Below are 23,923 nucleotides of genomic sequence, written 5' to 3'. Positions count from 1 at the left end.
CCTCCAATATGGGAAAAAGAGAACAACAATGAAACGCAGACACCTCTGGGTATTAAATCCGTGCCTGTTAGCTATGCTCGCGCCCGCAGCATGGGCAGAAGATCAAATGGTGGTTTCTGCCAGCCGCTCACACCGCAGTGTGGCTGAAATGGCACAAACCACTTGGGTGATTGAAGGTCAGGAACTTGAGCAGCAGGTTCAAGCTGGCAAGGAAATCAAAGATATACTGGCACAATTGATTCCTGGCATGGATGTCAGCAGTCAGGGGCGAACCAACTACGGCATGAATATGCGTGGCCGATCAATGATGGTGATGATCGACGGCGTGCGCCTGAACTCTTCACGCAGCGACAGCCGCCAGCTTGATTCTATCGACCCGTTTAATATTGGGCATATAGAAGTGATCTCCGGTGCCACTTCGCTTTATGGTGGAGGTAGCACCGGCGGTTTGATCAATATTGTGACCAAAAAAGGTCAGGAAGAAAAACAGGTCGAACTACAAGTTGGTGGCAAAACCGGGTTTAACAGCCATAACGACCACGATGAGAATATCGGGGCTGCGGTGAGCGGCGGGAATGAGCAAGCATTCGGTCGGTTTTCTGTTTCCTATCAACGTTATGGCGGCTGGTATGACGGTAAAGGCAATGAGGTATTGATCGATAATACCCAGACCGGTCTGCAATATTCTGGCCGCCTTGACGTGATGGGCACAGGTACCTTCAACATTGATGACCACCAGCAATTGCAGTTAACCACCCAGTATTTCAACAGCGAATCCGATGGCAAACACGGCTTGTATCTGGGAGAGAACTTCTCGGCGGTAACGGGTACCGGCCAGGCATCTAATAGCGGTAACCTGAACTCAGATCGTATTCCGGGCACTGAGCGCCACCTCATCAACCTGCAATACTCCAATACCGACGTCTGGGGCCAGGACTTGGTGGCACAGGTATTTTACCGTGATGAATCATTGACCTTTTATCCGTTCCCAACCCTGAACAAAGCGGGTACTGCGGTAACCAGTATCGGTGCATCACAGCAGAAAACTGACTTTTACGGCGGTAAACTGACGCTAAACAGTAAACCCATCGACAGCCTCACGCTGACTTATGGTGTCGACGCAGAGCATGAAAGTTTCAACGCCAACCAGCAGTTCTTCAATCTGGCACGGGCACAGCAGTCTGGCGGGATGACATTACAAAATGCCTACAATGTTGGCCGTTACCCAAGTTACACCACCACCAATCTCGCGCCGTTCCTGCAAACCAGCTATGACATCAACCCCATCTTTACCCTGAGTGGTGGCGTTCGCTATCAGTACACCGAGAACAAGGTAGATGATTTCGTCGGTTATGCCCAGCAACAAGCGATTGCCAACGGCAGTGCGACCTCAGCAGATACGGTGCCGGGAGGGAAAACGGATTACAACAACGTCCTGTTTAATGCCGGTTTGCTGGCGCATCTGGCACAAAGCCAACAGACGTGGTTCAACTTCTCTCAAGGATTTGAGATCCCCGATCTGGCGAAATATTACGGCTCAGGGACCTATCAGTTGGTCAACGGCCATTACAAATTGCAAAAAAGCGTCAACGTAAATGACTCCAAGCTGGAGGGTATTAAGGTTAATGCTTATGAATTAGGCTGGCGCTATACCGGTGATAACCTGCGCACTCAAATCGCCGGTTACTACTCATTATCTGACCAAACTATTGCTATCAACAAAACAGACATGACCATCAGTGTGTTGCCGGATAAACGCCGGATCTACGGGGTTGAAGGCGCGGCGGATTATTTCTTCGAGGACAGCGAATGGAGCACCGGAGCAACATTTAACCTGATTAAATCTGAGACCAAAACTGACGGTAAGTGGCAGAAACTCACGGTTGATAGCGCCAGCCCGTCGAAAGCCACCGCCTATGTTGGTTGGGCACCGGGTGACTGGAATCTGCGGGTACAATCCCAGCAAACCTTTGATGTGTCAGACAGTAAAGGCCGCAAACTTGATGGTTATAACACTATCGATTTCCTGAGCAGCTACGCCTTGCCAGTGGGTAAAATCAGCTTCAGCATCGAAAACCTGTTGGATAAAGAGTACACCACCGTTTGGGGCCAGCGCGCACCGATTCTGTATAGCCCCACCTACGGAGCACCTGATCTCTATACCTACAAAGGACGTGGCCGTACCTTTGGTGTGAACTACTCTGTGTTGTTCTAATAACGGGATAAAAACGGGAGTAAACATGTAGTTACGCCCGTTTTTTTTCACCTTAACGGTAATAAACCGCGATATGCTGATCTTGCACTTTTTCGATACGGATTTTTATATCGAAAATCTCTTCAAGAATATCGGGTTGCATAATCTCAGCGGGTGCCCCTCGATAAATAACCTCACCATTCTTCATCGCAATAATGTGGTCAGAATACGCAGAAGCAAAATTGATATCGTGGATAACGAGGATAATGGTTTTGTGCAATTCATCTGCGGCACGCCGTAATTGTTTCATCATCGCAACGCAATGTTTCATATCTAAATTATTTAATGGCTCATCCAGCAGGATATATTTCGTGTCCTGACAAAGCACCATTGCTACATAGGCGCGTTGCCGTTGCCCGCCTGATAGCTCATCAAGATAGCGATCCTTCAGCGGCACCAGATTAAGAAACTCCATCGCAGCATCAATATACTGACGGTCATTTTCGTTGAGCCGCCCTTTGGAATAGGGATAGCGCCCGAAACTAACCAAATCTGCCACGGTCAAGCGGCTGGTGAAGTGATTTTCCTGACGTAAAACTGACAGAATTGTCGCCAGTTTATCACCGGAGGTTTTCGCCACATCCAACCCATTAAACCGCACGCTACCGATATCAGGTGCTAACAACCGGCTCATAATCGATAATAAAGTCGATTTGCCCGCACCGTTTGGTCCAATGATTGAAGTAACACCACCAGAAGGAATGCTCTCATTTATATTATTGAGAACCGCCGTATCCTGGTATTTTTTATTAATGTCATTAATTTCAATCATACCGGAGCCTTCTTTATTAAAAGATATATAAACAGCGCACCACCAATAAACTCAATAACCACCGATAATGTCCCAGACATATTCAGTAAGCGCTCCAAAATCAATTGCCCGCCAACCAATGTAATGGTTCCCAGCAGAAATACACCGGGCAGTAAATATTGATGGCGGAATGAACCAACAATTGGATAAGCCAAATTAGCGATAAGCAAACCTAAGAATGTCAGCGGCCCCACCAGTGCTGTAGAGATGGCAACCAACAGCGAGACCAGCAGCAAAATAGTGGTTATTTTTTTCTGATAGGCAACACCGAGATTAATCGCGGTATTTCGGCCAAGGGCGATAATATCGAGGCAATGGCGCATGCGCCAAACGATGAGAGCCACAATCACAATTATCCCCGTAGATACGGCAATAATCTCTGCTGGTGCTCGGGTAAAGGTGGCAAACACCCTCCCCTGCAATATGGCAAACTCCCCCGGCGAAAGAAGACGTTGCATCAGGCTCGATAGACTGCGGAACAACGTGCCACAAACCAAGCCAACCAGCAGCACCTTATGCAGATTGATCCCCACACCGGTCAGTAACCAACGGTAAAGAAACACCGAGAACAATAACAGCAGTGCCGACTCACAGAGAAATTTCCCCGTAATACCTAACACTCTGAAACCATCGGCATCAACAAAAAACACCAACATGGTCTGGATGAGAATAAACAGTGCTTCTAATCCCATCACTGATGGCGTCAAAATACGGTTATTGGTTACTGTTTGGAATAAGACAGTGGCGACTCCCGCAGCAAAGGCAACCAATAACATGGTGGCTAAAATAAGACCACGATGCACCAGAATATACTGGATATTGCCCCTTAAATTAATCGTCATAAAGATGACAATCGCAGTAAGTGCAATGATGCTCAATAGTAACAACCGCTTTGCCGGTAAGCTTAACGCCCGATTGGCACTCGAAAGCCAATTCCCTTTTGATAAAAGCTCATTAACCTGCATGGCGTTTTGTCCTAACAATTAATAATAGGAAAACGAGTGCGCCAATTGCGCCTAAAATAACGCTGGCAGGGATTTCAAATGGGTAGCTAATTAACCGACCGATAATATCGCATAACACAACCAAACCACCGCCACAGAGACTTACCCAAGGTATGGTTCGGCGCAGGTTATCCCCCATCGCCATACTGACAATATTGGGTACAATCAAACCGAGAAAAGGAAGCACGCCAATCACGACCACCACCACGCCACTGATGATGGCAATAATGGACATTCCTATCAGCATAACCCGTTGATAATTGAGTCCAACATTGACCGAAAAATCCCGCCCCATGCCTGCCACGGTAAAACGATCCGCTATCAGGCAAGCAATCAATGTTAAAGCGCCCACGATCCACAGCAGTTCATAGCGGCCCTGCAACACACCAGAGAAATCGCCTGACTCCCAACTGCCCAACGATTGCAGAAGATCGAACTCCATTGCCAGAAAGGTTGTTACCGCACTAAATACCGCGCCCAACATAATGCCGGTCAACGGTACCATCAGCGCTGATTTCATCCGCATCCGCGCCAGTAGCATCATAAAGAGTGCAGTCCCCCCCATCGCGAAGGCCGTAGCCACCAACATCTTCACCATCACCGGAGCCGATGGGCTGAACACCATGACCAGTAATAGACCCAGGCTAGCGGACTGAGTTGTACCCGCAATAGAGGGTTCGACAAAACGGTTCTGCGTCAGCATCTGCATGATGAGGCCAGCAACACTCATGGCGCTACCAGCAAGGACTAATGCCAGCGTGCGCGGCACTCGGCTGAGTATAAAGATGTCGCGCATATCAGGATCAGACCAGACATCCGCGAAAGTGACATGACCAGCACCGATAAACAGGCTACACGCCATCAGGCCCAGTAAAATAACCAGGCCTGCTATAAAACTAAGATTTTTCATCGGTAAAATTACTGCGCTGGTGCGGATTTATCCAACACGGTACTGACCTTATCCATCAATTTTGTATAGCTCTGTATGCCACCGGCAATATAGAGCGAGGCAGAATCGAGATAGATAACGTGATCATTTTGCCATGCTTTAGTTTTATGGATCAGCGGATTATCAAGGACTTGCTGTGCCGACTGGCCTTCAGCGCGCCCAATGGCATTATCCCTATCCAGTACAAACAGCCACTCAGGGTTAGCATTAAGAATGAATTCAGAGGTCACTACATTCCCATGACTACCGGTTTGTGTAAAAGTGGCCGCTGGGGTGAAACCTAACTCATCAAACACAAAACCAAAACGGGAGCCCGGCGTGTAGGCCGACATTTTTCCGCCACTGACCATCACGACCATGGCTGAACCGGCATTAGCTGATTTTTGCTTTATCTCATTTATCTGGGATGAGAATTTGCTCAGCAGTGCTTTCGCCTCTTCTTCTTTACCAAAAATAGAGGCCAGTTGCTCAGTACGCTGAGCCAAACTCTGGGTAAAGTGCTGAGTATCCACATCGAGTGCGATGGTCGGTGCGATAGCGCTAAGTTTGTCGTAGGCATCATGAGCACGACCGCCCGCGATGATCAGATCAGGTTTAGCCTGACTTAATGCCTCGTAATCAGGTTCGAATAATGTGCCAGCATTCAGGTATTCAGTACCGCTATATTGGGATAAAAATGCAGGCAGATGGGCGCTGGTTTGCGGGACACCGGCGACTTTAATGTGCAAGGCATCGGCAGTATCGAGCACGGAGGGGTTCAATATGATGACTTTTTGCGGGTTTAGCGGAACCTGAGTGGTTCCTTGCGCATGCTCAATACTGATTTTTGCTGATTCTTCCGGGGTTGCGGATGAATCATCACACCCAGTAATCGCAACAGTTGCCGCCAATAATGACGAAAATAAAGCCAGACGTAATCGCATTTTCTCTCCTGAAAAGTGGGGATTTAAATATCCTTGAGTGCTAACACTAATGATTTGCATTACCAATTCTGGGATGATACCGATCTATATATCCGATGAACAGGTTACGTGATCAATCTTTTGATAAATTAATAGGATTAACAGTCTATTAAGATGCATTGAGTGGGGTAAACCATGGTGCAAGCTAACGGTAACTCATTGTATTTATTTAATATAAAACCATTCTGGATAGATTAAATGCGTCACCGGCGGCAAAAATTGCTATAATAGGGCATGTTTAGTGTCGATATCGTCTTACAAGCTCCCCCTGATCTGGGGAATGACCTTACATCTAACCCTAAATAACCCACGTTTAGATGCCGGTCGCCCTGCACAACAAGGTAACCCTGTTAAAACACTGCAACATCCATCAACGGGCCGTTTTATCGCCAAATGGCCGTAACCTCAAACTGTACAGACTTAAATAGGATCGAATTTACACAGAGCCAGGCCCAACCGCCTTTTCAGGTGTGTTCAACCATCGTTGAGGCAGTTCAACGATAATGGGTCTTGCCACAACTGAGATTAACTATGCTGACTCTGCTTCATCTGCTTTCTTCTGTCGCCCTGCTGGTGTGGGGAACACACATCGTTCGCACCGGTATCATGCGTGTTTACGGTGCCGATCTGCGCCGGGTTCTGAGCGCCAGTATCCAGAAAAAACCCACTGCTTTTATCGCAGGCATTGGTGTCACGGCACTGGTACAGAGCAGTAATGCTACCGCGTTACTGGTTATCTCATTTGTATCGCAAGGGCTTATCTCCTTGTCGCCGGCCTTAGTGATTATGTTAGGGGCAGATGTCGGGACGGCGCTGATGGCGCGGGTGCTAACATTTGATCTCTCCTGGCTATCACCATTGCTAATCTTGGGTGGGGTTATTGTTTTCCTCGGCCAGCGCAAAAGTCGGGTTGGTCAGATGGGGCGGGTAGGCATCGGTCTTGGGCTGATTATTCTGGCACTGCAACTGATTGTCACTGCCGCCGGGCCGATTACACAAGCGACCGCCGTGCAAGCCATTTTTTCATCCCTGACTGGTGATACCATTCTGGCATTATTGATTGGCGCATTGTTCGCCATGATCAGTTATTCCAGTCTGGCGGCAGTATTACTGACAGCCACACTGGCTGCCACGGGTTTGGTTCCGCTGAATATCGCCCTCTGTATTGTGATTGGCTCTAATCTGGGCAGTGGTTTGCTGGCGCTGATCAGCAGCCGTGGGCAGAACGCCATCTCCCGACAAGTGGTGCTGGGGAGCTTACTGTTTAAAGTGATCGGCTGTATTTTAGTCGTCCCTTGGGTCAATATGTTAGGGCAGTGGCTCATTAGCCGTAACTTGCCCGCAGCCGAAGTGGTCATTTACTTCCACGTATTCTATAACCTGCTGCGCTGCTTGTTGATGCTGCCATTTGTTGGAGTGATGACTCGTATCTGTAGCCGATTAGTCAGCGATGACCAAACCGCCCTACAACCCTCAGCCCCGCGCTATCTTGATATTAGCGCCATCGATACCCCTTCGTTAGCCTTAGCAAACGCCGTGCGGGAAACCCTGCGAATGGGTGATGTGCTGGAGCAGATGCTAGTGCGGTTTAAAGAAGTACTGGAGGGGAATAAACAGCAAAAGCATGAAGTCAGTTTGTTGGAAGATGAAGTCGACATGCTGTATAGCGCCATTAAACTCTATTTAGCGCAAATTCAGCAGGATGAATTGGGTGAGATTGATTCCCGCCGTTGGGCTGAAATTATTGATACAGCGGTTAATCTGCAACAAGCCGGCGATATTATTGGCCGCATGACTGCTGATGTGGCAGCTAAGTCACTCAATGCGCGGAAGCCATTTTCGGCCGAGGGATTTGAAGAGTTAAATACTCTGCACACCCGCCTGGTAGCCAATCTGGATTTAGGAATGTCGGTGTTTTTATCCCGCGATATCAATAACGCCAAACGCCTACGCCGTGCCAAGCATCGTTTCCGTTTGTTAAACCGCCGCTATTCTCACTCGCACGTTGAACGCCTGCATCAACAAAATGTGCAGAGTATTGAAACCAGCAGTCTGCACATGGGGCTATTAGGTGATATGAAACGTTTGAATTCACTGTTCTGCTCAACCGCATACCATGTGTTAGAAGTGCAGGAAGAGTCATTAGATTAAGGTAATAGTGGGGTTTACATTGAGGAGGGCGGCTATATATACCGGTCCTCCCCTGATACGCTATTTTACCACCGCCTATTTAGCCGCTAACAAGCAGATAGTTCGGGTTAACTCATACGATTTTACAAAGGAGCTAATTGGCAAGAATTCAAACGGTGAATGGAAGTTATGAGCTCCGGTGAAATAGTTGGGTGTCAATAATCCCTGAGTCGATAACGCTGCACCATCTGTGCCGCCACGCATTGGGATCACCTTAGGTTCAATATTCAACGCGGTCATGGCAGAGAAAATCAAATCAATCGCCTGAGTATCTTCACCTATCGAGTTGCTGATATTGCTGTAAACGTCGGTGACGGAATAGCTGATTTTTGCACGTGGATATTTCGCTGCAACCTGTGTAACCACCTCACCAATTCGTGCTTTGCGCGCTTCGAATAACGCATTATCAAAATCGCGAATCGCAATTTTCAGTTTGGCGTGATTCGGGTTGGCAACCATATCAGTAAACCAGACATACCCTTCCCGCCCTTCAGTATGTTCCGGTGTTTCCTGTGGGTCGAACTCACTGATAATGTCATAAGCTACGCGGATAGGGTTGATCAGCACATTCTTGGCAGACATAGGATGAGCGGTTACCCCGACAATATCAATCTCGGCTGAGGCGGCGTTAAAGTTCTCAAATACCACCTCCCCCAGTTCGCAACAATCAATCGTATAGGCGAAATCAACATCAAACCGTGCCAGATCCAACGCTTTGGCACCACGCAAGCCAATCTCTTCATCCGGCACAAACGCCACCACGATATCCCCATGGCAATCATCAGCACTCAGGTTCTCCAACAGCGTCATCACTACCGTTACCGCTGCTTTATTATCCGCCCCCAATACGCTGGTGCCATCGCCAAAAATAATGTCTTCATCTTGGTAACGAAGGATTTCCGGGTGCTCTGATGTGCGCAGATAGATACCCTGTTCAGGATTCAGGCAGAGATCACTGCCGGAAAACCGCAACCGCTGCGGGTGGATATCAGGCGATAAACCAACATCGACGGTATCAATGTGCGTAATGAAACCAATTCGTGGTGCGGCGGGTTGGTTTCCTGGTTTACGGGCAGTTACCGTCGCATGGGCATCAATGACGATATCTTCCAATCCTAACTGGCGCAGTTCTTCTGCTAACATTTGCGCCATCTTATGCTGCCCTACAGTGCTGGGGAGCGTCACTGAAGCGCCATCGCTCTGGCTGCTCACCGCCAGATAACGGAAGAAGCGTTGGGTCAGTTGTTCTGAGAGTGCCATTGTCATTTCTTATTCCTTATAGACTTAATTCATATCATCAGCATTACAGGTAAACAGGGAATTAACTGCCAGCCGGATAGGTATACCCACTCTGGAACCCTAGCGGGATACCCAACCCCCAGAACAGATACAGCATCAGGGTTAATACAATGGTCAGTCCAAGAGTATAAGGCAACATCATGGCGCAAAGCGTCCCAACCCCAGTTTTAGAACAATACTGACGGCAATACATAATGATCAATGGATAGAAAGCAAACATCGGAGTCGAGATATTCACCGTGGAGCTAACTCGGAAACTGGCCTGCGTCAGTTCCGGGGAAATACCAACTGCCATCAGCATCGGGACTAATACCGGTGCCAAAATAGACCATTTAGATGAAGCCGATGTGATAATAATATCTAATGTACAAGACAGCAGAATCACCCCAAGAATAGTGAAACCGGCTGGCATTGCGAGGGTACGCAGGAAATCCGCCCCAGAAATTGCCAACAACGTGCCGATATTGGAATGGCTGAATGAATAAAGAAACTGGGCGCAGAAGAAGCTGAACACTAAAAACGAAACCAATGAACGGGTAATATTTTCCATGCTACTGGTAATGTCTTTCGTGCTTTTGAAGGTACCGGCACTAAAGCCATAAATCAGCCCTGGGATGGCAAACATAAAGAACAGCAAGGGCACTATCGCCTGCATAATCGGGGCATCAGGGCGGGTCAGGCTCCCTTCCGGCGAACGCAGTAAGGAATTTTCTGGGTAAAGCGCTGCCGCCAGACCAATCAACATAAACAACATGGTCAAACCGGCTTTTTTAAAGGCTTTACTCTCTTGAGGTGTCACTTTTTGCAGTTCATCACTGTTGTGAAGCACACTGAGGTCATCATTTAAGGGCATCGACTTAACCAGCCGTGGCTCAACAATTTTCTCGGTAATAAACCAACACACCAGAATCACCGCAAAGGTGCTGCCAAAGCTCAGGAAATAGTTACACAACACGTTGACGTTATAACTTGGGTCAATTATATGTGCCGCCCCTTGGGTGAAACCCTGCATGATCGGATCGATAATCGATGGCGTGTAACTGGCAGAAAAACCGCCAGCCAAACCCGCGAAAGCGGCGGCGATGCCTGCCAGCGGATGGCGACCACTGGCATAGAACATCATGGCAGACACCGGCATCAAAATGACATACGCCGAGTCAGATGCAACGTGGCTCACCACCCCGATAAATATTACTGCGGGTGTCAAAATTCGTTGTGGCGTGACGTTAAGCATCTTTTTCAGCATCACCTGAATAAAGCCGCTGCCCTCAGCAACCCCAATCCCTAACGTGGCCACAATAGTGATAGCCAGTGGTGGGAAGTTGATAAAGTTTTTGACCATAGTGGTAATAAAGGTCACCAACTCAACCGGTGCCAACATATTGGTCACTTTTATCTGATCGCCCGTCAGAGGGTGGTAATAGTCGAAATTGATAAATGACAATGCAAAGGAGAGAGCCCAGCACACACCCAATGCATAAATAAACAACATAGTGATATCCGGCATCGCATTACCGATACGTTCAATGGTATTCAGTATTCCGGTCTGCCGGTTTTCCTGCGGTTCTATAGCTGACATATCCTGTCCTTTCCCTGTAAAGCGGCCGAGGCCAAAACGGACAAGAAATACGTGTGACTTCCTGTCGCGAGAGAGTAATTGCGGGGTGTGGGGAAAACAAAACCAATATCGAACGGGGTAAGAAGCCAATAAACCCGGTCAATAAAACCCATCTAACTTAATGAATAATATAATATTTTTATGTTCTATTTTTTATAACAAAAACTGTAAATCGTCAATTTAATTTCATTACACATTTAATTTAATACAATACTAAGTACCATAATTTAGATAATGATATTAATTTAGCATCGTAAAAAAAGGCACGTCAGGTTAATAAGCTGCCAACAGAATAAATTCAAAATATAAAACCAAAGGAATAAACGACGTTTACAGGTGTTACTTATCTTTGTTAGCAAATTTTAACCATAAAAAACGGCACATACCTGATGATATGTACCGTGCATGGCTTATAACGGCTAATTTTAATCCAGCCAGTCCGCAAGGATCTGCTGCGTCGTTTTTACTGTGATGCGGTTCCCCGGAATGGACAACTCAGCCCACACCTCATTATGTTGCGCGATAAGCTGCTGAGCCGTGACATATTGCCGGTCAGCAGTGGTATGGGCATCAGATGCGATGGTCAGCGCATATCCTTTACTGGCAGCAATTTTGATAGTGGTATCAACACAGTAATCCGTGGCACAACCGCAAATAGTCAGATGAGTTGCCCCTAGCTGAGCAATAACCGTGTCGAGCGGTGTCTGATAAAACGAGTCGCACGCTGTTTTGGTAACAGAAATAGCCTTCTGTGGATAATGTAATTCCGGTAGGATTTGCCACAGTTCACTCCCTTGCGTCATTTCATCTTCTGCATGCTGGATGAAAATAACCTGGTCGGCATGGTCGATCAGTTGATTAATGCGAACAACGCGACCTTCACGGTCAAAACGCGGATTAGCAAAAACTCCGTTTTGCATATCAATAACAATAACAACATTTTCTCTGATCACCGCCAGCCTCTATGATGTATGTGAACCCACCGTTAAGTTAAAACAGATTTTAGGGTAAAACCCTATGCTAAGTTAAAAAACTTGGCTTCCGCAGTCGCCCACTGATACAAAATCTAATGAAAAACAACCTCATCCCGACCGCCATTTTTCGCTTGATAGAGTGCTTTATCGGCTGATTTAATCGCATCATCAAATGAGGTATCTTTAACATATAAAGCCGCACCGATAGATATCGTAATATTAAGGGAATGGTTGTCAGGTGTAATAAACAGCGTATCGCGGATATGTGTGATAATCCGCGCCAAGATCTCGCGGGCAATTCTGTTATCTGCGGTATGAATTAACAGCAAAAACTCTTCACCGCCATACCGCGCCAGAAAATCATTCCCTCTAATCACCGATTTTAGTTCCTGCGCGATATCATATAAAATTTTATCACCGGCAGAATGCCCATGACTATCATTCACCTTTTTAAAGAAATCTATATCAATCAAAGCAATAAAACGGTCCTTCCGCGTTTGTTTAAAATTATCCAGATGCCGATTAATACTGAATCTATTGGGTAATTTCGTCAGTTGATCTGTCGAGGATTGAAATTGCAACATAGAGAATTTACTAAATGTCTTTTGAAAACGGCTAAAAATAAAATAGAGTATCGAGAGTAGAATAATACTCATTAATGATTTAAATATTGAGCGATAAAGGTAGCCTAAAGAAACTAACCGATCAAAATTCAAAGCAATATTGATACATTGTGGAATAAAAACAGAAAGGAAGAAAGTATAATATTTTTTATTATCCCAAATCTTTAACGCTATAGATAAGAACATAAATGACATAATAAAAATATCATAAAATGGCGACAAACCAAATACAAACACAGCATGGATAGCGTAGCTTATCAATAACGGAATGGGACCAAAAATCAATGCTGTCAGTACAATAGGGCTAATAATTAACCCAAAGAGCGTAGCGCTAGTTTGGTTATGAAAATCAGCAAGATAGGTTGCGGTCAGTCCAGCAATCACTCCCATTAGAATTTTATAATGTAACTGATTCGGTTTTTGTCTGGTAATAATATAAAGATAAGGTAATGATATGCAAAGATAGATAATGCAGACCGCATTAAAGGAACTTGTCAAAACACTCTGCATCAATTGAAACATAATATAATCTTCTACACTTAATGAACTCGGCTATAGAGAGTGGTAGCCAAGTACACAGAAAAAGGAAAGTTATAACGTAATATTGTAGGTTTTCTTTAACTTTACGCGTTCAATCATAAAGGAGTGAACTATATCGTAAAATTAATAATTTATAAATAATTATATTTTTCTCAGCCATTTCATTTAGCACAACTTAAACTTAATACCACCTAACCATAGTATTATCCCTCGCCATAAGGAATATAAGCAGGATTTAATAATTAAAAAAATGCTGATAAGTGGTAAGAAAGCATCCATTCTTCCTGCGGGAAATAAAAAACCAGCCGTTAAGCTGGTTGTTATTATTCTGGCAAATCTTACGACTTACGCCCTTAAATCGTTTATTTTTTTAGTTGTAGCGTGGTCATACAAGTTTGGCTCTCGGCATGGGTAGCAAAAGGTGATACAGCCTTAAGACCTTGATAACTCACTTCAATAACGCCCTCAATATTGCGTGGTAACCAAACCCCGATAAATCCATTTTGATAGCTGGTTAGCTTATCCTGCACGATGACTTTCCCGTTTTTATCGGTGATTTTTACATCGAATGGGGTATTTGCTCGTTCACCACGGCAACCAGACAAACTGTGATTGAAGCATGGATGAGTTTGGTTTACATAGGGGGCAAATGAGAGATAAAACTTATCACCCAAGGGGAAGGAATACTGCTGCTGCCCGTCGGATAAAGTGAGTTCAGTACCCGTTACCGAGGCTGAATATGCCAGAGGCCGTTCTTGTTTTGACTGATCAATAGCATCAACCATCTGCTCAGTGGTTTTTCCCGCTAAGCCATGTTGAGCCAAAAATTCAGTCTGTGTCGCCGCCGAGGCAAAATGGCTAAAAGTGACTGCAGCTAAAGCAACAATAGTCAGCCGGGCAGTTGAAGCAAATGTCTTTTTCACTGTCATGGTATCCTTCTGGTAAGAGGAAATGTTCCAGATAAGTTGGAATAATGACTGATAATCTAAACCCTCCCCTTAGGGGAGGGTCAAAGGCAGATTTGAATAGAAAGGTAAGCTATTGTATAGAAATGAATTTTATTGATGTGAATCAAATTAACACCCTGACGCACAGCCCAAAACTGATTAATTAATATCAGGATGTTGAGCGATCAGATTCTTTCTCTTTTTCTCAAGCTCGACTATTTGCTGATCAATATCATCAATATTATGTTCGATATGGTCATGGTGTTCCTGCAATATCTCTTTAGCCTCCGCCCGATCAGACGCTGCTGGCGTTGCACCTTTCAGCGGCATATTGGCAGTCTCTTTCATAAATATCCCGGTAACCAAACCAATAACCGCCACCACCATTAAGTAATAAGCTGGCATAAACAGATTTTGCGTTGTTTCAACCAACCACGCAGCCACTGTTGGTGTCAGCCCTGCAACCAACACCGACACATTAAACGCGATAGCTAATGCGCTGTATCGGATATGGGTTGGGAACATCGCGGGTAATATTGAGGCCATCACGCCAGTAAAACAGTTAAGCAAAATAGCCAGGATCAACAAACCACAAAATATCAACCCGATGATGCCACTATTAATTAGAATAAAGCTGGGAATAGCGAGAATAAACAGCCCAATACTGCCGCAAATAACAAAAGGTTTACGGCCAAACTTATCGCTCATTAACCCCATAACAGGCTGAACGAATAACATACCCAGCATGATTGCAATGATGATCAATACACCGTGATCTTCAGAGTAATGCAAACTATGGGATAGATAGCTTGGCATGTAGGTCAGTAGCATGTAATAGGTGACGTTGGTAGCAATAACCATCCCGACACAGATAATCAGGCTCTTCCATTGTTTGGTTAAGATCTCACGGAAAGAAACTTTAGGTGGCTCGGCAATATTATGGCGCGAATCATTATCAATTTTATCCACGTACTGTTGAAAGGTCGGTGTCTCTTCAAGTGCATGACGCAAATAGATACCGATTAATCCTAATGGTGCAGCAACGAAGAACGGAATACGCCACCCCCACTCAAGGAAACTGGCTTCACCCACAATACTGGAAATCAGTAGAACGACCCCAGCCCCTAAAACGAAGCCAGCAATGGAACCAAAATCTAGCCAACTACTAAGAAAACCCCGTTTTCTATCGGGTGAGTATTCCGCCACAAAAATAGCGGCTCCGGTATATTCGCCGCCAACCGAAAACCCCTGCGCCAGTTTTGCCAATAACAACAATATGGGTGCCCAAATACCTATCGAGGCATAAGAGGGAATCAGACCAATGCAGAACGTACTGATCGACATAATAATGATGGTGACAGACAGGACTTTTTGCCGCCCATATTTATCCCCTAACGCACCAAAGAATAAGCCACCGAGGGGGCGAACCAGGAAAGGAACGGAAAAGGTCGCCAGCGCAGCAATCATCTGAAGACCAGGATCAGCACCGGGGAAAAATACCTGACCAAGTGCAAATGCGACAAAACCATACACCCCGAAATCGAACCACTCCATGGCATTGCCCAACGCCGCTGCGGTGATTGCCTTCTTCAGTTTGGCATCATCAATGATGGTAATATCATTGATTTGCATAGGTTTAATACTCTTTCTTCGTAGTCCCATTTTTTCTTCCTTATGTTCCCAATAGCTCCACTGCATAAAGCATGAAAATGATGACGCGCAGTAATACCTGTTAAAAAATTCAAATTTAGTGAGGTATTTATAAGAATTGTTGTAAAACGAGGAGATATGTAGGGTAGAACAGCCTGCCATCTTTAGACAGAATAACTTAACATTATCGTAAATGCATGCTGAATTACTGGTTATAAGTGGCATAAATAGATATTTATGCCATACTAACAAAAATAACTAGCTTAAAATCCTTACATGATTACCAGTAAGATCAGTGGGTGTTACACGCACGTGCAATGCCGGATTATCGCTCTCATCCTTAAGCTGCACCCCTGATAAGCGCCGTTGGAAAGATTGCTCCAACAACCAAGCCAGCTTAAAAGCAGCCTGTGGATAATCCAACCCTTCTGGCCGGATATTAGAAATACAATTGCGCTCAGACTCCAACCGCCGCGTGTTCGGCCCCCAAGTCATATAAATACCCAAACTATCAGGGGAAGAAAGCCCCGGCCTTTCACCAATCAGCATAACAACGGCTTTGGCTTGTAAACATTCACCTGCATCATCCCCTAATGCTACCCGTGATTGATGAGCCAATACTATCGGTGCCAATGATAAGCCAAGCGTTTGCAAATAAGGTCGTAAGGCCATCACCAAAGGAATTGCCTGCCGGTGTACCGCTTTCGATGACAGACCGTCACCAATAACTAACAGGATATCGGCTTGCTTATCAGGCCATGCACACAACTGTTCACGGCTTTGCGACGATAATTTTCGGCCAAGATCCGGGCGGCGCAGATAAGTTGCACGATCCGGCGCAGCACTGTTGACGATAAGTGTCTGTAATCCTGAATCTGCCAGTTGATTAGCAAGATCCTCGCTGATAAAAGGTTGATGCACGGCATCCCGTGCCTGCGCATGTGCCAAACCAAATTTCAACAGCTCTTCAGTAGGCAAACTTGCTCCTGTACGGCCAAGAGCAATACGCGCCGCCGTGAACTGGCGCAAAACCGCCCACGAATTGCGATGTAACACTCCGGTTATTATCTCATTTCCGCTCATCAGAATGCTCCCATATGTGGCAACTGCGCTAATAACGGATGATTGGCCGCGGTATCACGCAAGCGCCCCTGAGCATCCATAATATTCATTTTTTCTAGCCACAGACCAAACTCTGGTGCATGTTTCAGACCGAGCAATTGCCGGATATACAACGCATCATGAAACGACGTGCTTTGATAATTAAGCATGATGTCATCAGCTCCCGGTATCCCCATCATAAAGGTCAGCCCAGCCGTCCCCAGTAAGGTCAGCAAGGTATCCATATCATCCTGATCCGCCTCAGCATGGTTGGTGTAGCAGACATCACAACCGAGTGGGACACCCAGTAACTTGCCACAGAAATGGTCTTCCAAACCGGCACGGATAATCTGTTTACCATCATAAAGATATTCTGGCCCGATAAACCCGACGACAGTATTAGTCAGTAACGGTGAGAAGCGGCGAGCAATTGCATAAGCGCGCGCCTCGCAAGTTTGTTGATCAACCCCGAAATGGGCATTACCGGAGAGACAACTGCCCTGCCCGGTTTCGAAATACATCACATTGTCACCGACAGTGCCTCGCTTGAGGCTCAATGCCGCACAATGTGCTTCTTCCAACAATGCCAGATTGATACCAAAACCGGCATTTGCCGCTTCACTGCCCGCAATAGACTGGAACACCAAATCAACCGGCGCTCCGCGTTCAATCAACTTAATCGTGTTAGTAACATGCGTTAATACGCAGGATTGTGTGGGGATCTCAAAGCGGCTTATCACATCATCCAACATATAATTAAGTTTTTCTAACAAGGGTAAACTGTCACTGGCGGGATTGATGCCAATCACAGCATCACCGCTGCCATACAGCAGGCCATCAAGCATGCTGGCGGCGATCCCCTGCAAACTGTCCGTGGGATGATTGGGTTGTAGCCGCACACTTAAGTGGCCAGCAAGGCCAATTGTGTTACGGAATCGGGTAATCACACGGCATTTCTTCGCCACCAGAATCAAATCCTGATTACGCATTATTTTACTGACGGCGGCAGCCATTTCTGGGGTGATACCAGCACTGACTTGCGCTAACGTCGCGCTGTCGGCTTGTTCACTGAGTAACCAATCACGAAAATCACCGACGGTCAGATGCGCTATTGGCGCAAAAGCCTGCGGGTCATGGCTGTCAATAATCAACCGTGTGACTTCATCCTGCTCATAAGGAATCAGCATTTGCTGTAAAAATGTTTTTAGCGGTAAATCTGCCAGCGTCATACGGGCAGCCATACGTTCTTCAGCACTTTCTGCCGCAACGCCCGCCAGATAATCGCCCGAACGTGCCGGTGAAGCTTTAGCCATTAAATCCCGTAAATCGCCAAAGTGGTAACTGCGATGGCTCAGTGTTGTCTGGTACATACCGCGTCCTTTAGCCGCACAGGCTGCAAAAGCAGCCTGAACAATGATGACATAGAGAGTAAGAATGGATCACTCAGCAGCACTGAGTTGTGGATCAAATGCAGCAGCAGCACGTGAACGGTGGGTCAAACGAAAATAAATATAACCAACCAACATCATGCCAGCGAATATCAAAGCCAGCAGCGGATTGTAATAAATCATCGCCACCAGACAAACAACCGCCAAAACTAATGCCAGTGCTGGCGCAAAGGGATAGAACGGCGCGGAGAATGGCCGAGTCAGGCGTGGCTCTGTCTGTCGCAGTTTGAATAATGACAACATTGAGATGATATACATCACGATGGCACCAAACACTGACATAGTGACAATATTTGCCGTCAGTGGCATGCCGCCAATAATAATCAACGAGTCAGAGAAAATAGCACCAATCCCGACAACACCACCGGCCAGAATAGCCAGGTGTGGAGTACGGAAACGGCGGTTTACTTTAGCCAGTGGCTTAGGTAAATAACCAGCACGGGCCAAGGCAAAAATCTGACGGGAATAGCCCATAATGATGCCATGGAACGAGGCTATCAGACCAAATAGCCCAAGCCATACCAACATGTGTAACCAACCGCTATCGCTGCCAACGATAATTTTCATTGCCTGTGGTAGCGGATCATTAATATTAGATAACTGAGTCCAGTCACCCACCCCACCAGCAAATACCATCACACCTAATGCCAGCGCCACTAAGGTCAAAATACCACCAATGAAGGCGCGCGGAATGGTGCGTTGCGGCTCTTTGGCTTCTTCTGCGGCCATAGAAGCCCCCTCAATCGCCAAAAAGAACCAGATAGCAAAGGGAATAGCGGCAAAAATCCCCGATAAAGACCCGATACTGAAGGTATCCGTACCAGCCCAACCGCCTCTGACAAAGTTACTGATTTCAAAGCCCGGCGCAACCACGCCCATAAATACCAGCAACTCAAAAATGGCCAATATCGTGACCAACAGTTCAAAGGTTGCAGCAATACTGACACCCAGAATATTCAATGACATAAATATCAGATAGGCACCAACCGCTACCCACTTAGGGTCAACCGCGGGGAATTGAACATTAATATAAGCACCAATCGCCATAGCAATAGCGGGCGGGGCAAACACAAACTCAATCAAGGTCGCAAGGCCGGCAATAAAACCCCCCGTTGGGCCAAAAGCGCGGTGAGCGTAAGCAAATGGCCCTCCGGCATGAGGAATAGAGGTGGTTAATTCGGTAAAACTAAAAATAAATGCCGTATACATCGCAGCCACACCCAGAGCGGTAAACAAAAACCCTAAAGTCCCTGCTTGTGCCCACCCATAGCTCCAACCAAAATATTCGCCGGAAATCACCAACCCGACGGCAATACCCCATAATTGAAAACTACCCAATGTACGTTTTAATTCCGGTGCTTGTTTCGCCTGTGACATACCTTATCCCTATCAAAGAAATGTAATGGTAATAGTGCGGTCTAGGGGTAAAGCAATGTTTGTACCAAATGATAGATAGCCGCTGAACCACGGAAATACACGCACTTTGAGTAATGGGAAAAGGAGATATAACGGGAGATAGCACTGTATATGCGCTTTTCTCGCACTTTTTAGAGGCAAATGCACGAAGATGCAGCATCGTTAGAGCGCCGTGTTTCATTGCGCTGCGGAGAACCCACGTTACGGGGATTAAGTTAATAATACCGCCCCGCAATAACGGCAAAAGCACCTGAGTTACCGCAAAACCTGAGCCATAATACAAAAAAACCGCCAGCGGCGGGTTTTCACTTTGACTCATCGCCTGCTGGGTTGCTGACGCCAGAATGAGGGCGAACAGACTATATAATGATAAGAGACTAAGATTATATTTATGTTAGTTTATATTGCCTCTGAGTTTTCGCTTTCTGCTAATTAAATGGATCTTTTATCCTACTCGGGATCAGCCCAAACGTTGTAAGTGCCAAGGGAACTCACTATGACAGACTCCAGCCAGTCAGAATCAGTATCACGGGCAAAAGGAGATAATGTTTTCTTTGCAAAACAGACTTTACAGGCTATGGCCTTGCTGGTTGGGGCAACTATCATTATTGCTGCTGTTGGCATTTTCTACATCGCTTCGCAATTAAATGAACAAGCGATATCTCAAAGCCGTTTTCTGGTGGAAAAAGCGTGGAAAATGCGCCAAGACTCAATAAAAACCAGAATAAAAGACAATGCTTTCTGGGGTGATGCTTATGAACATTTGCATGTAACAGTCGATCCTGACTGGGCTTTTGTCAGCCAAAATCTGGGGCCATCACTGTATAACGACTTTAATTATGAGGGAGTGTTTGTCGTTGATGGGCAAGGAAAGACCCGGTATTCGGTTATCAATGGGCAACTAAAGAATATTAGCCTACCCGATTGGCTCAACAAAGATATAATCCCGTTGATTGACGCAGCCCGAGCGCGAGCAGACAAACAATATATTGCAACTGAAACCATCGACATTGCCGGGCAACCGGGCATTGTTGCGGCGGCGGCATTAACTACTGGTGGTGATCCGCGCGTTAAATCAGTGGCTGGAGTACCTTCCGTTCTGGTGTTTATCGATTTACTGACACAAACAGAGCTGAATACCTTGGGCGAAGATTACGGTATTCATCAACTCCGAACGCCGCAAGATAAAAAAGATGCGGCATCCGGCCCATCAGTCCTATTATCTGCCAGTGATAACAGCGCATTGACGCTGCACTGGGATCAGAATATGCCAGGCGCACAACTGCTCAACATATTACTCCCACTCCTGACGCTGGTGGCGTTGATCCTTGGACTGGCCGGTTGGTTAGTATTGCGGCGGGCGATGTCAGAGGCGCGGATCGCGGATGAAAACAAATCTGCATTAATCGCCAGCGAAGAGCGTTTTCGCCATGTAGCAGAAGCGGCTACCGACTGGTTATGGGAAACCGATGCCGATTTACGCATCACCTATCTGTCGCAACGGTTTTTGACTATTACTGGGTTAAGTGTGGAACACTGGCTGGGGCACAATCTTGATTCACTGTTAAATTGTGACATTATTCCGCTGCGCCCTTGGTTACAACACACTCACCTGACAGAATCGCGTAATGAACTGCAATGCACCTATTTATCCGCCAAAGGCGATAAACGCATTTGCCGTATTTATGCCAAACCTATTATCAAAAACAACGAAACCATTGGGTTCCGTGGCACCGCATCGGATATCACCCGTGAAATAGAAGCGCAAGAACGGATCCAACACCTCTCTCTGCATGATGCTTTAACCGGTTTACCCAACCGTCTGCGGATGAAAGAGTTTCTGGAAAATAAGTTACGCCATTTAGCTGCCGCACAGCACCCACTGGTGATCATCAATGTTGATCTGGATAAATTTAAGCCGGTTAATGACACATTTGGTCACGTTACCGGGGATCTGGTGCTGCACCAGGTATCTGAGCGCCTGAGAAGCTGTTTACGTGATAATGATCTGGTGGCGCGCCAGGGAGGAGATGAGTTCATTTTGATCATCACCGGCCTTTCGTCACGCAAAGAAATTGAACAGCTTTGTGCACGCGTTATCGCCCGAATCGAAAGTCCCTACGTGATAAATGATCAGGATATTTATATCGGTGCCAGCATTGGTATTGCACTGGCACCTCAAGACTCAATGCAAGCCGAAGAACTATTACGATTTGCAGATATTGCCATGTATGAAGCTAAAAACAGTGGCCGTAACCGTTGGAGCTTCTACTCCAGTGAAATGAATGAGCGCCTGATGCAACGCAGTGAACTAGAGCGTTTTTTACGTCAGGCCGTTAAGCACAACGAATTTAACCTTTATTACCAGCCACGCTACCGTATTGAGGGAACCCAACTGACAGGTGCTGAAGCCTTGGTGCGCTGGAACCACCCGATTCTGGGGCTGCTGATGCCGGATCAATTTATTGCGCTAGCCGAAGAGACGGGGCTTATCACCGCCATTAGCGACTGGACCATGTTACAAGCATGTCAGGATGCATCGACATGGCCCTCATCACTGATCGTTTCCGTCAATATTTCTGCGGTTGAATTCAGGAACCAGCGCCTGATCGAACGAGTGCGACAAGTCCTGCGACTCACCGGGCTACCGAGCCATCGACTGGAGTTGGAAATCACCGAGCGGATAATGATTGAAGATGCTGATGGTGCATATAAAACGATGACAGCATTAAAAACTCTGGGTGTACGCTTATCGATGGATGACTTTGGTACCGGCTATTCTTCACTTAATTATCTGCGCCGCTTCCCGTTCGATGGATTGAAAATTGATAAGAGCTTTATCGATGAATTGGCCGAGTCACATGAAGGCCAATCAATCGTGGAAGGGATCATTAACCTCGGCCATGCGCTGTCCATGACGGTGACCGCTGAGGGGGTAGAAACCACTGAACAGCTCAGGCAGTTACAAACCCTGAAGTGTGATGAAGTTCAGGGTTATTTCCTGGGTAAACCAATGAAACTGAATGATTTATCAGTTCTTATCCGTAATACACATTACGACTAGCAACACGTTCAGTCGCTGGCGACGAGGCTGAACGGTAGCACTCTTTTTTAACCGATTGACCGTGGGGAGGCTAAAGCAGATCGCTTATTTTTAGTTGATAAAGGCCATCCAGAAAGGCGGGGATAAAGCTACCTGGGCCTGCTACCTGCTGAGATACCTGCCCGCCGACCTGTGACATCACTCGACAAGCCGTTGCCACATGATGTAAACGGTCACCTTCCAGTGCGCAAAATGCCGCAACCACGGCAGAAAGTGCACACCCCGTCCCCACCACCCGAGTCATCAGTTTATCGCCACCGGTCACGGCAAAATCACGCAGGCCGTCGGTGATATAATCCACCTCACCGGTAACCGCAACCACCGTCTGCACCTGTAGCGCCAATTGGCGAGCAGCAGGCAGTGCACTTACCGAGGAATCGACACTATCCACGCCACGCCCCATGGTCGCCAGACCACTTAATGCCATGATCTCCGAGGCATTACCCCGTATCGCTGCCGGTTTTAGTGATAATAATTGATGAGCAAAATCAGTGCGATAGGTAAGCCCACCGACCGCGACGGGGTCCAGCACCCAAGGAGTGGCAGATTGATTTGCCGCCTGGATTGCCGCCAACATGGATTCGGCCCGCGAGTGGTGTAACGTGCCGATATTGATAAGTAAACTGTTCGCTATGGTACTAAATTGTGCGGCCTCTTCAGCTTCAACCACCATGGCAGGAAAAGCCCCCAATGCCAGTAACACATTGGCAGTGAAGGACTGTACTACCTCGTTAGTCAGGCAATGGACTAATGGTGGCGTAGTTTGGAATTGCTGCAAGCAGGCCGCCGCCAGTGCATCAGGGAACGGGAGAGGAGCGATTGAAAAGTCAGAGCGAATAGTATTCATGATATCCCCCACCGGCGAACAAGAAGGGGGACCGTTGTTTATGGACTCAACAACGATACCGCGACTTCCCTCCGCTGGTATAATCCAGATCAGGTAATACGGGTAAAATCTCAGCCATTACGCATTTAGCGGCAGGCACCCCGAGTCAACGAGCTTTATTATTAACACAATTAGCGGTAATCAAACA

At 46.7% G+C, this 23,923-nt stretch carries 18 protein-coding genes and 1 riboswitch; of the genes, 4 read left to right on the top strand and 14 right to left on the bottom strand.

Translation table 11 applies throughout. The features are described from left to right. Positions 1–28 precede the first annotated feature (28 nt). Positions 29–2,215, top strand: a complete 2,187-nt coding sequence (locus EL015_RS03345; RefSeq protein WP_032907747.1) for a TonB-dependent siderophore receptor — start codon at positions 29–31, stop codon at positions 2,213–2,215. 52 nt (positions 2,216–2,267) lie between these two features. Here the strand turns inward: EL015_RS03345 and EL015_RS03340 are convergent, their stop codons facing one another. The 4 genes from EL015_RS03340 to EL015_RS03325 are packed head-to-tail and all read right to left on the bottom strand — an operon-like array spanning position 2,268 to position 5,941. After that, entirely contained in the window at positions 2,268–3,026 is a 759-nt protein-coding gene (locus tag EL015_RS03340; protein ID WP_032907750.1) for an iron ABC transporter ATP-binding protein, read from the bottom strand. Next, positions 3,023–4,030 carry an iron chelate uptake ABC transporter family permease subunit gene (locus EL015_RS03335; protein ID WP_032907752.1) on the bottom strand — a complete coding sequence of 336 codons (1,008 nt, stop codon included), beginning with the start codon at positions 4,028–4,030 and terminating at the stop codon, positions 3,023–3,025. The genes EL015_RS03340 and EL015_RS03335 overlap by 4 nt, the downstream gene beginning before the upstream one ends. Then, the gene (locus EL015_RS03330; RefSeq protein ID WP_005191712.1) at positions 4,020–4,979 is read right to left on the bottom strand and encodes an ABC transporter permease; all 960 of its coding nucleotides are present in this window, start codon (positions 4,977–4,979) and stop codon (positions 4,020–4,022) included. The genes EL015_RS03335 and EL015_RS03330 overlap by 11 nt, the downstream gene beginning before the upstream one ends. Before the next feature lie 8 nt (positions 4,980–4,987). Continuing rightward, positions 4,988–5,941 (bottom strand): siderophore ABC transporter substrate-binding protein, encoded by a 954-nt coding sequence (locus EL015_RS03325; RefSeq protein ID WP_005191714.1) that lies wholly within the window; start codon positions 5,939–5,941, stop codon positions 4,988–4,990. Between the two features lie 319 nt (positions 5,942–6,260). On the opposite strand from EL015_RS03325, the gene EL015_RS22030 reads away from it, so the two are divergent. Then, complete coding sequence (locus tag EL015_RS22030; RefSeq protein ID WP_005191716.1) at positions 6,261–6,383, top strand: hypothetical protein; 123 nt, start codon at positions 6,261–6,263, stop codon at positions 6,381–6,383. Between the two features lie 128 nt (positions 6,384–6,511). After that, the gene (locus tag EL015_RS03320) at positions 6,512–8,131 is read left to right on the top strand and encodes a Na/Pi cotransporter family protein (protein WP_005191719.1); all 1,620 of its coding nucleotides are present in this window, start codon (positions 6,512–6,514) and stop codon (positions 8,129–8,131) included. Between the two features lie 75 nt (positions 8,132–8,206). Here EL015_RS03320 and pepT read toward each other — a convergent pair whose 3' ends face one another. The 9 genes from pepT to eat form a co-directional block, all read right to left on the bottom strand. Next, positions 8,207–9,436, bottom strand: a complete 1,230-nt coding sequence (gene pepT / locus EL015_RS03315; RefSeq protein ID WP_032907753.1) for a peptidase T — start codon at positions 9,434–9,436, stop codon at positions 8,207–8,209. A gap of 55 nt (positions 9,437–9,491) precedes the next feature. Continuing rightward, positions 9,492–11,048, bottom strand: coding sequence for an AbgT family transporter (locus tag EL015_RS03310; RefSeq protein WP_005191724.1), 1,557 nt, complete (start codon positions 11,046–11,048; stop codon positions 9,492–9,494). 464 nt (positions 11,049–11,512) lie between these two features. Next, positions 11,513–12,040: an isochorismatase family protein gene (locus EL015_RS03305; protein WP_005191726.1), complete on the bottom strand. Its 528-nt coding sequence runs from the start codon at positions 12,038–12,040 to the stop codon at positions 11,513–11,515. A gap of 113 nt (positions 12,041–12,153) precedes the next feature. Then, complete coding sequence (locus EL015_RS21860) at positions 12,154–13,206, bottom strand: GGDEF domain-containing protein (RefSeq protein ID WP_005191729.1); 1,053 nt, start codon at positions 13,204–13,206, stop codon at positions 12,154–12,156. Positions 13,207–13,586: 380 nt separating this feature from the next. Next, on the bottom strand, positions 13,587–14,147 hold the full coding sequence (gene cueP, locus EL015_RS03290) for a copper-binding periplasmic metallochaperone CueP (RefSeq protein ID WP_032907774.1): 561 nt from the start codon (positions 14,145–14,147) through the stop codon (positions 13,587–13,589). A 183-nt stretch (positions 14,148–14,330) separates the two neighbouring features. Then, on the bottom strand, positions 14,331–15,833 hold the full coding sequence (gene proP, locus EL015_RS03285) for a glycine betaine/L-proline transporter ProP (RefSeq protein ID WP_032907756.1): 1,503 nt from the start codon (positions 15,831–15,833) through the stop codon (positions 14,331–14,333). A gap of 246 nt (positions 15,834–16,079) precedes the next feature. Beyond that, positions 16,080–16,904 carry an ethanolamine ammonia-lyase subunit EutC gene (gene eutC, locus EL015_RS03280; RefSeq protein ID WP_032907757.1) on the bottom strand — a complete coding sequence of 275 codons (825 nt, stop codon included), beginning with the start codon at positions 16,902–16,904 and terminating at the stop codon, positions 16,080–16,082. After that, the gene (locus EL015_RS03275; protein ID WP_005191737.1) at positions 16,904–18,292 is read right to left on the bottom strand and encodes an ethanolamine ammonia-lyase subunit EutB; all 1,389 of its coding nucleotides are present in this window, start codon (positions 18,290–18,292) and stop codon (positions 16,904–16,906) included. The genes eutC and EL015_RS03275 overlap by 1 nt, the downstream gene beginning before the upstream one ends. 69 nt (positions 18,293–18,361) lie before the next feature. Then, complete coding sequence (gene eat, locus EL015_RS03270; protein ID WP_005191740.1) at positions 18,362–19,747, bottom strand: ethanolamine permease; 1,386 nt, start codon at positions 19,745–19,747, stop codon at positions 18,362–18,364. Positions 19,748–20,282: 535 nt separating this feature from the next. Here eat and EL015_RS03265 point away from each other — a divergent pair. Beyond that, positions 20,283–22,850, top strand: coding sequence for a bifunctional diguanylate cyclase/phosphodiesterase (locus EL015_RS03265; protein ID WP_005191744.1), 2,568 nt, complete (start codon positions 20,283–20,285; stop codon positions 22,848–22,850). A gap of 70 nt (positions 22,851–22,920) precedes the next feature. On the opposite strand, the gene thiM is transcribed toward EL015_RS03265, so the two are convergent. Next, a complete protein-coding gene (gene thiM, locus EL015_RS03260; protein WP_050088476.1) occupies positions 22,921–23,736 on the bottom strand; it encodes a hydroxyethylthiazole kinase in 816 nt (271 codons plus the stop codon). A 49-nt stretch (positions 23,737–23,785) separates the two neighbouring features. Further along, positions 23,786–23,889: riboswitch (TPP riboswitch) on the bottom strand. Positions 23,890–23,923 lie beyond the last annotated feature (34 nt).

The sequence above is a fragment of the Yersinia intermedia genome (assembly GCF_900635455.1).
Classification (GTDB): domain Bacteria; phylum Pseudomonadota; class Gammaproteobacteria; order Enterobacterales; family Enterobacteriaceae; genus Yersinia; species Yersinia intermedia.
This window is presented reverse-complemented; position numbering and strand designations above follow the sequence as displayed.

Coding starts and splice junctions, on each gene's coding strand:
- eutC (WP_032907757.1), bottom strand. CDS start 16,904: ATGAGCGGAAATGAGATAATAACCGGAGTGTTACATCGCAATTCGTGG.
- EL015_RS03345 (WP_032907747.1), top strand. CDS start 29: ATGAAACGCAGACACCTCTGGGTATTAAATCCGTGCCTGTTAGCTATG.
- thiM (WP_050088476.1), bottom strand. CDS start 23,736: ATGAATACTATTCGCTCTGACTTTTCAATCGCTCCTCTCCCGTTCCCT.
- EL015_RS21860 (WP_005191729.1), bottom strand. CDS start 13,206: ATGTTTCAATTGATGCAGAGTGTTTTGACAAGTTCCTTTAATGCGGTC.
- EL015_RS03325 (WP_005191714.1), bottom strand. CDS start 5,941: ATGCGATTACGTCTGGCTTTATTTTCGTCATTATTGGCGGCAACTGTT.
- EL015_RS03340 (WP_032907750.1), bottom strand. CDS start 3,026: ATGATTGAAATTAATGACATTAATAAAAAATACCAGGATACGGCGGTT.
- EL015_RS03330 (WP_005191712.1), bottom strand. CDS start 4,979: ATGAAAAATCTTAGTTTTATAGCAGGCCTGGTTATTTTACTGGGCCTG.
- EL015_RS22030 (WP_005191716.1), top strand. CDS start 6,261: ATGACCTTACATCTAACCCTAAATAACCCACGTTTAGATGCCGGTCGC.
- EL015_RS03320 (WP_005191719.1), top strand. CDS start 6,512: ATGCTGACTCTGCTTCATCTGCTTTCTTCTGTCGCCCTGCTGGTGTGG.
- EL015_RS03265 (WP_005191744.1), top strand. CDS start 20,283: ATGACAGACTCCAGCCAGTCAGAATCAGTATCACGGGCAAAAGGAGAT.
- pepT (WP_032907753.1), bottom strand. CDS start 9,436: ATGACAATGGCACTCTCAGAACAACTGACCCAACGCTTCTTCCGTTAT.
- EL015_RS03335 (WP_032907752.1), bottom strand. CDS start 4,030: ATGCAGGTTAATGAGCTTTTATCAAAAGGGAATTGGCTTTCGAGTGCC.
- proP (WP_032907756.1), bottom strand. CDS start 15,833: ATGGGACTACGAAGAAAGAGTATTAAACCTATGCAAATCAATGATATT.
- EL015_RS03275 (WP_005191737.1), bottom strand. CDS start 18,292: ATGTACCAGACAACACTGAGCCATCGCAGTTACCACTTTGGCGATTTA.
- eat (WP_005191740.1), bottom strand. CDS start 19,747: ATGTCACAGGCGAAACAAGCACCGGAATTAAAACGTACATTGGGTAGT.
- EL015_RS03310 (WP_005191724.1), bottom strand. CDS start 11,048: ATGTCAGCTATAGAACCGCAGGAAAACCGGCAGACCGGAATACTGAAT.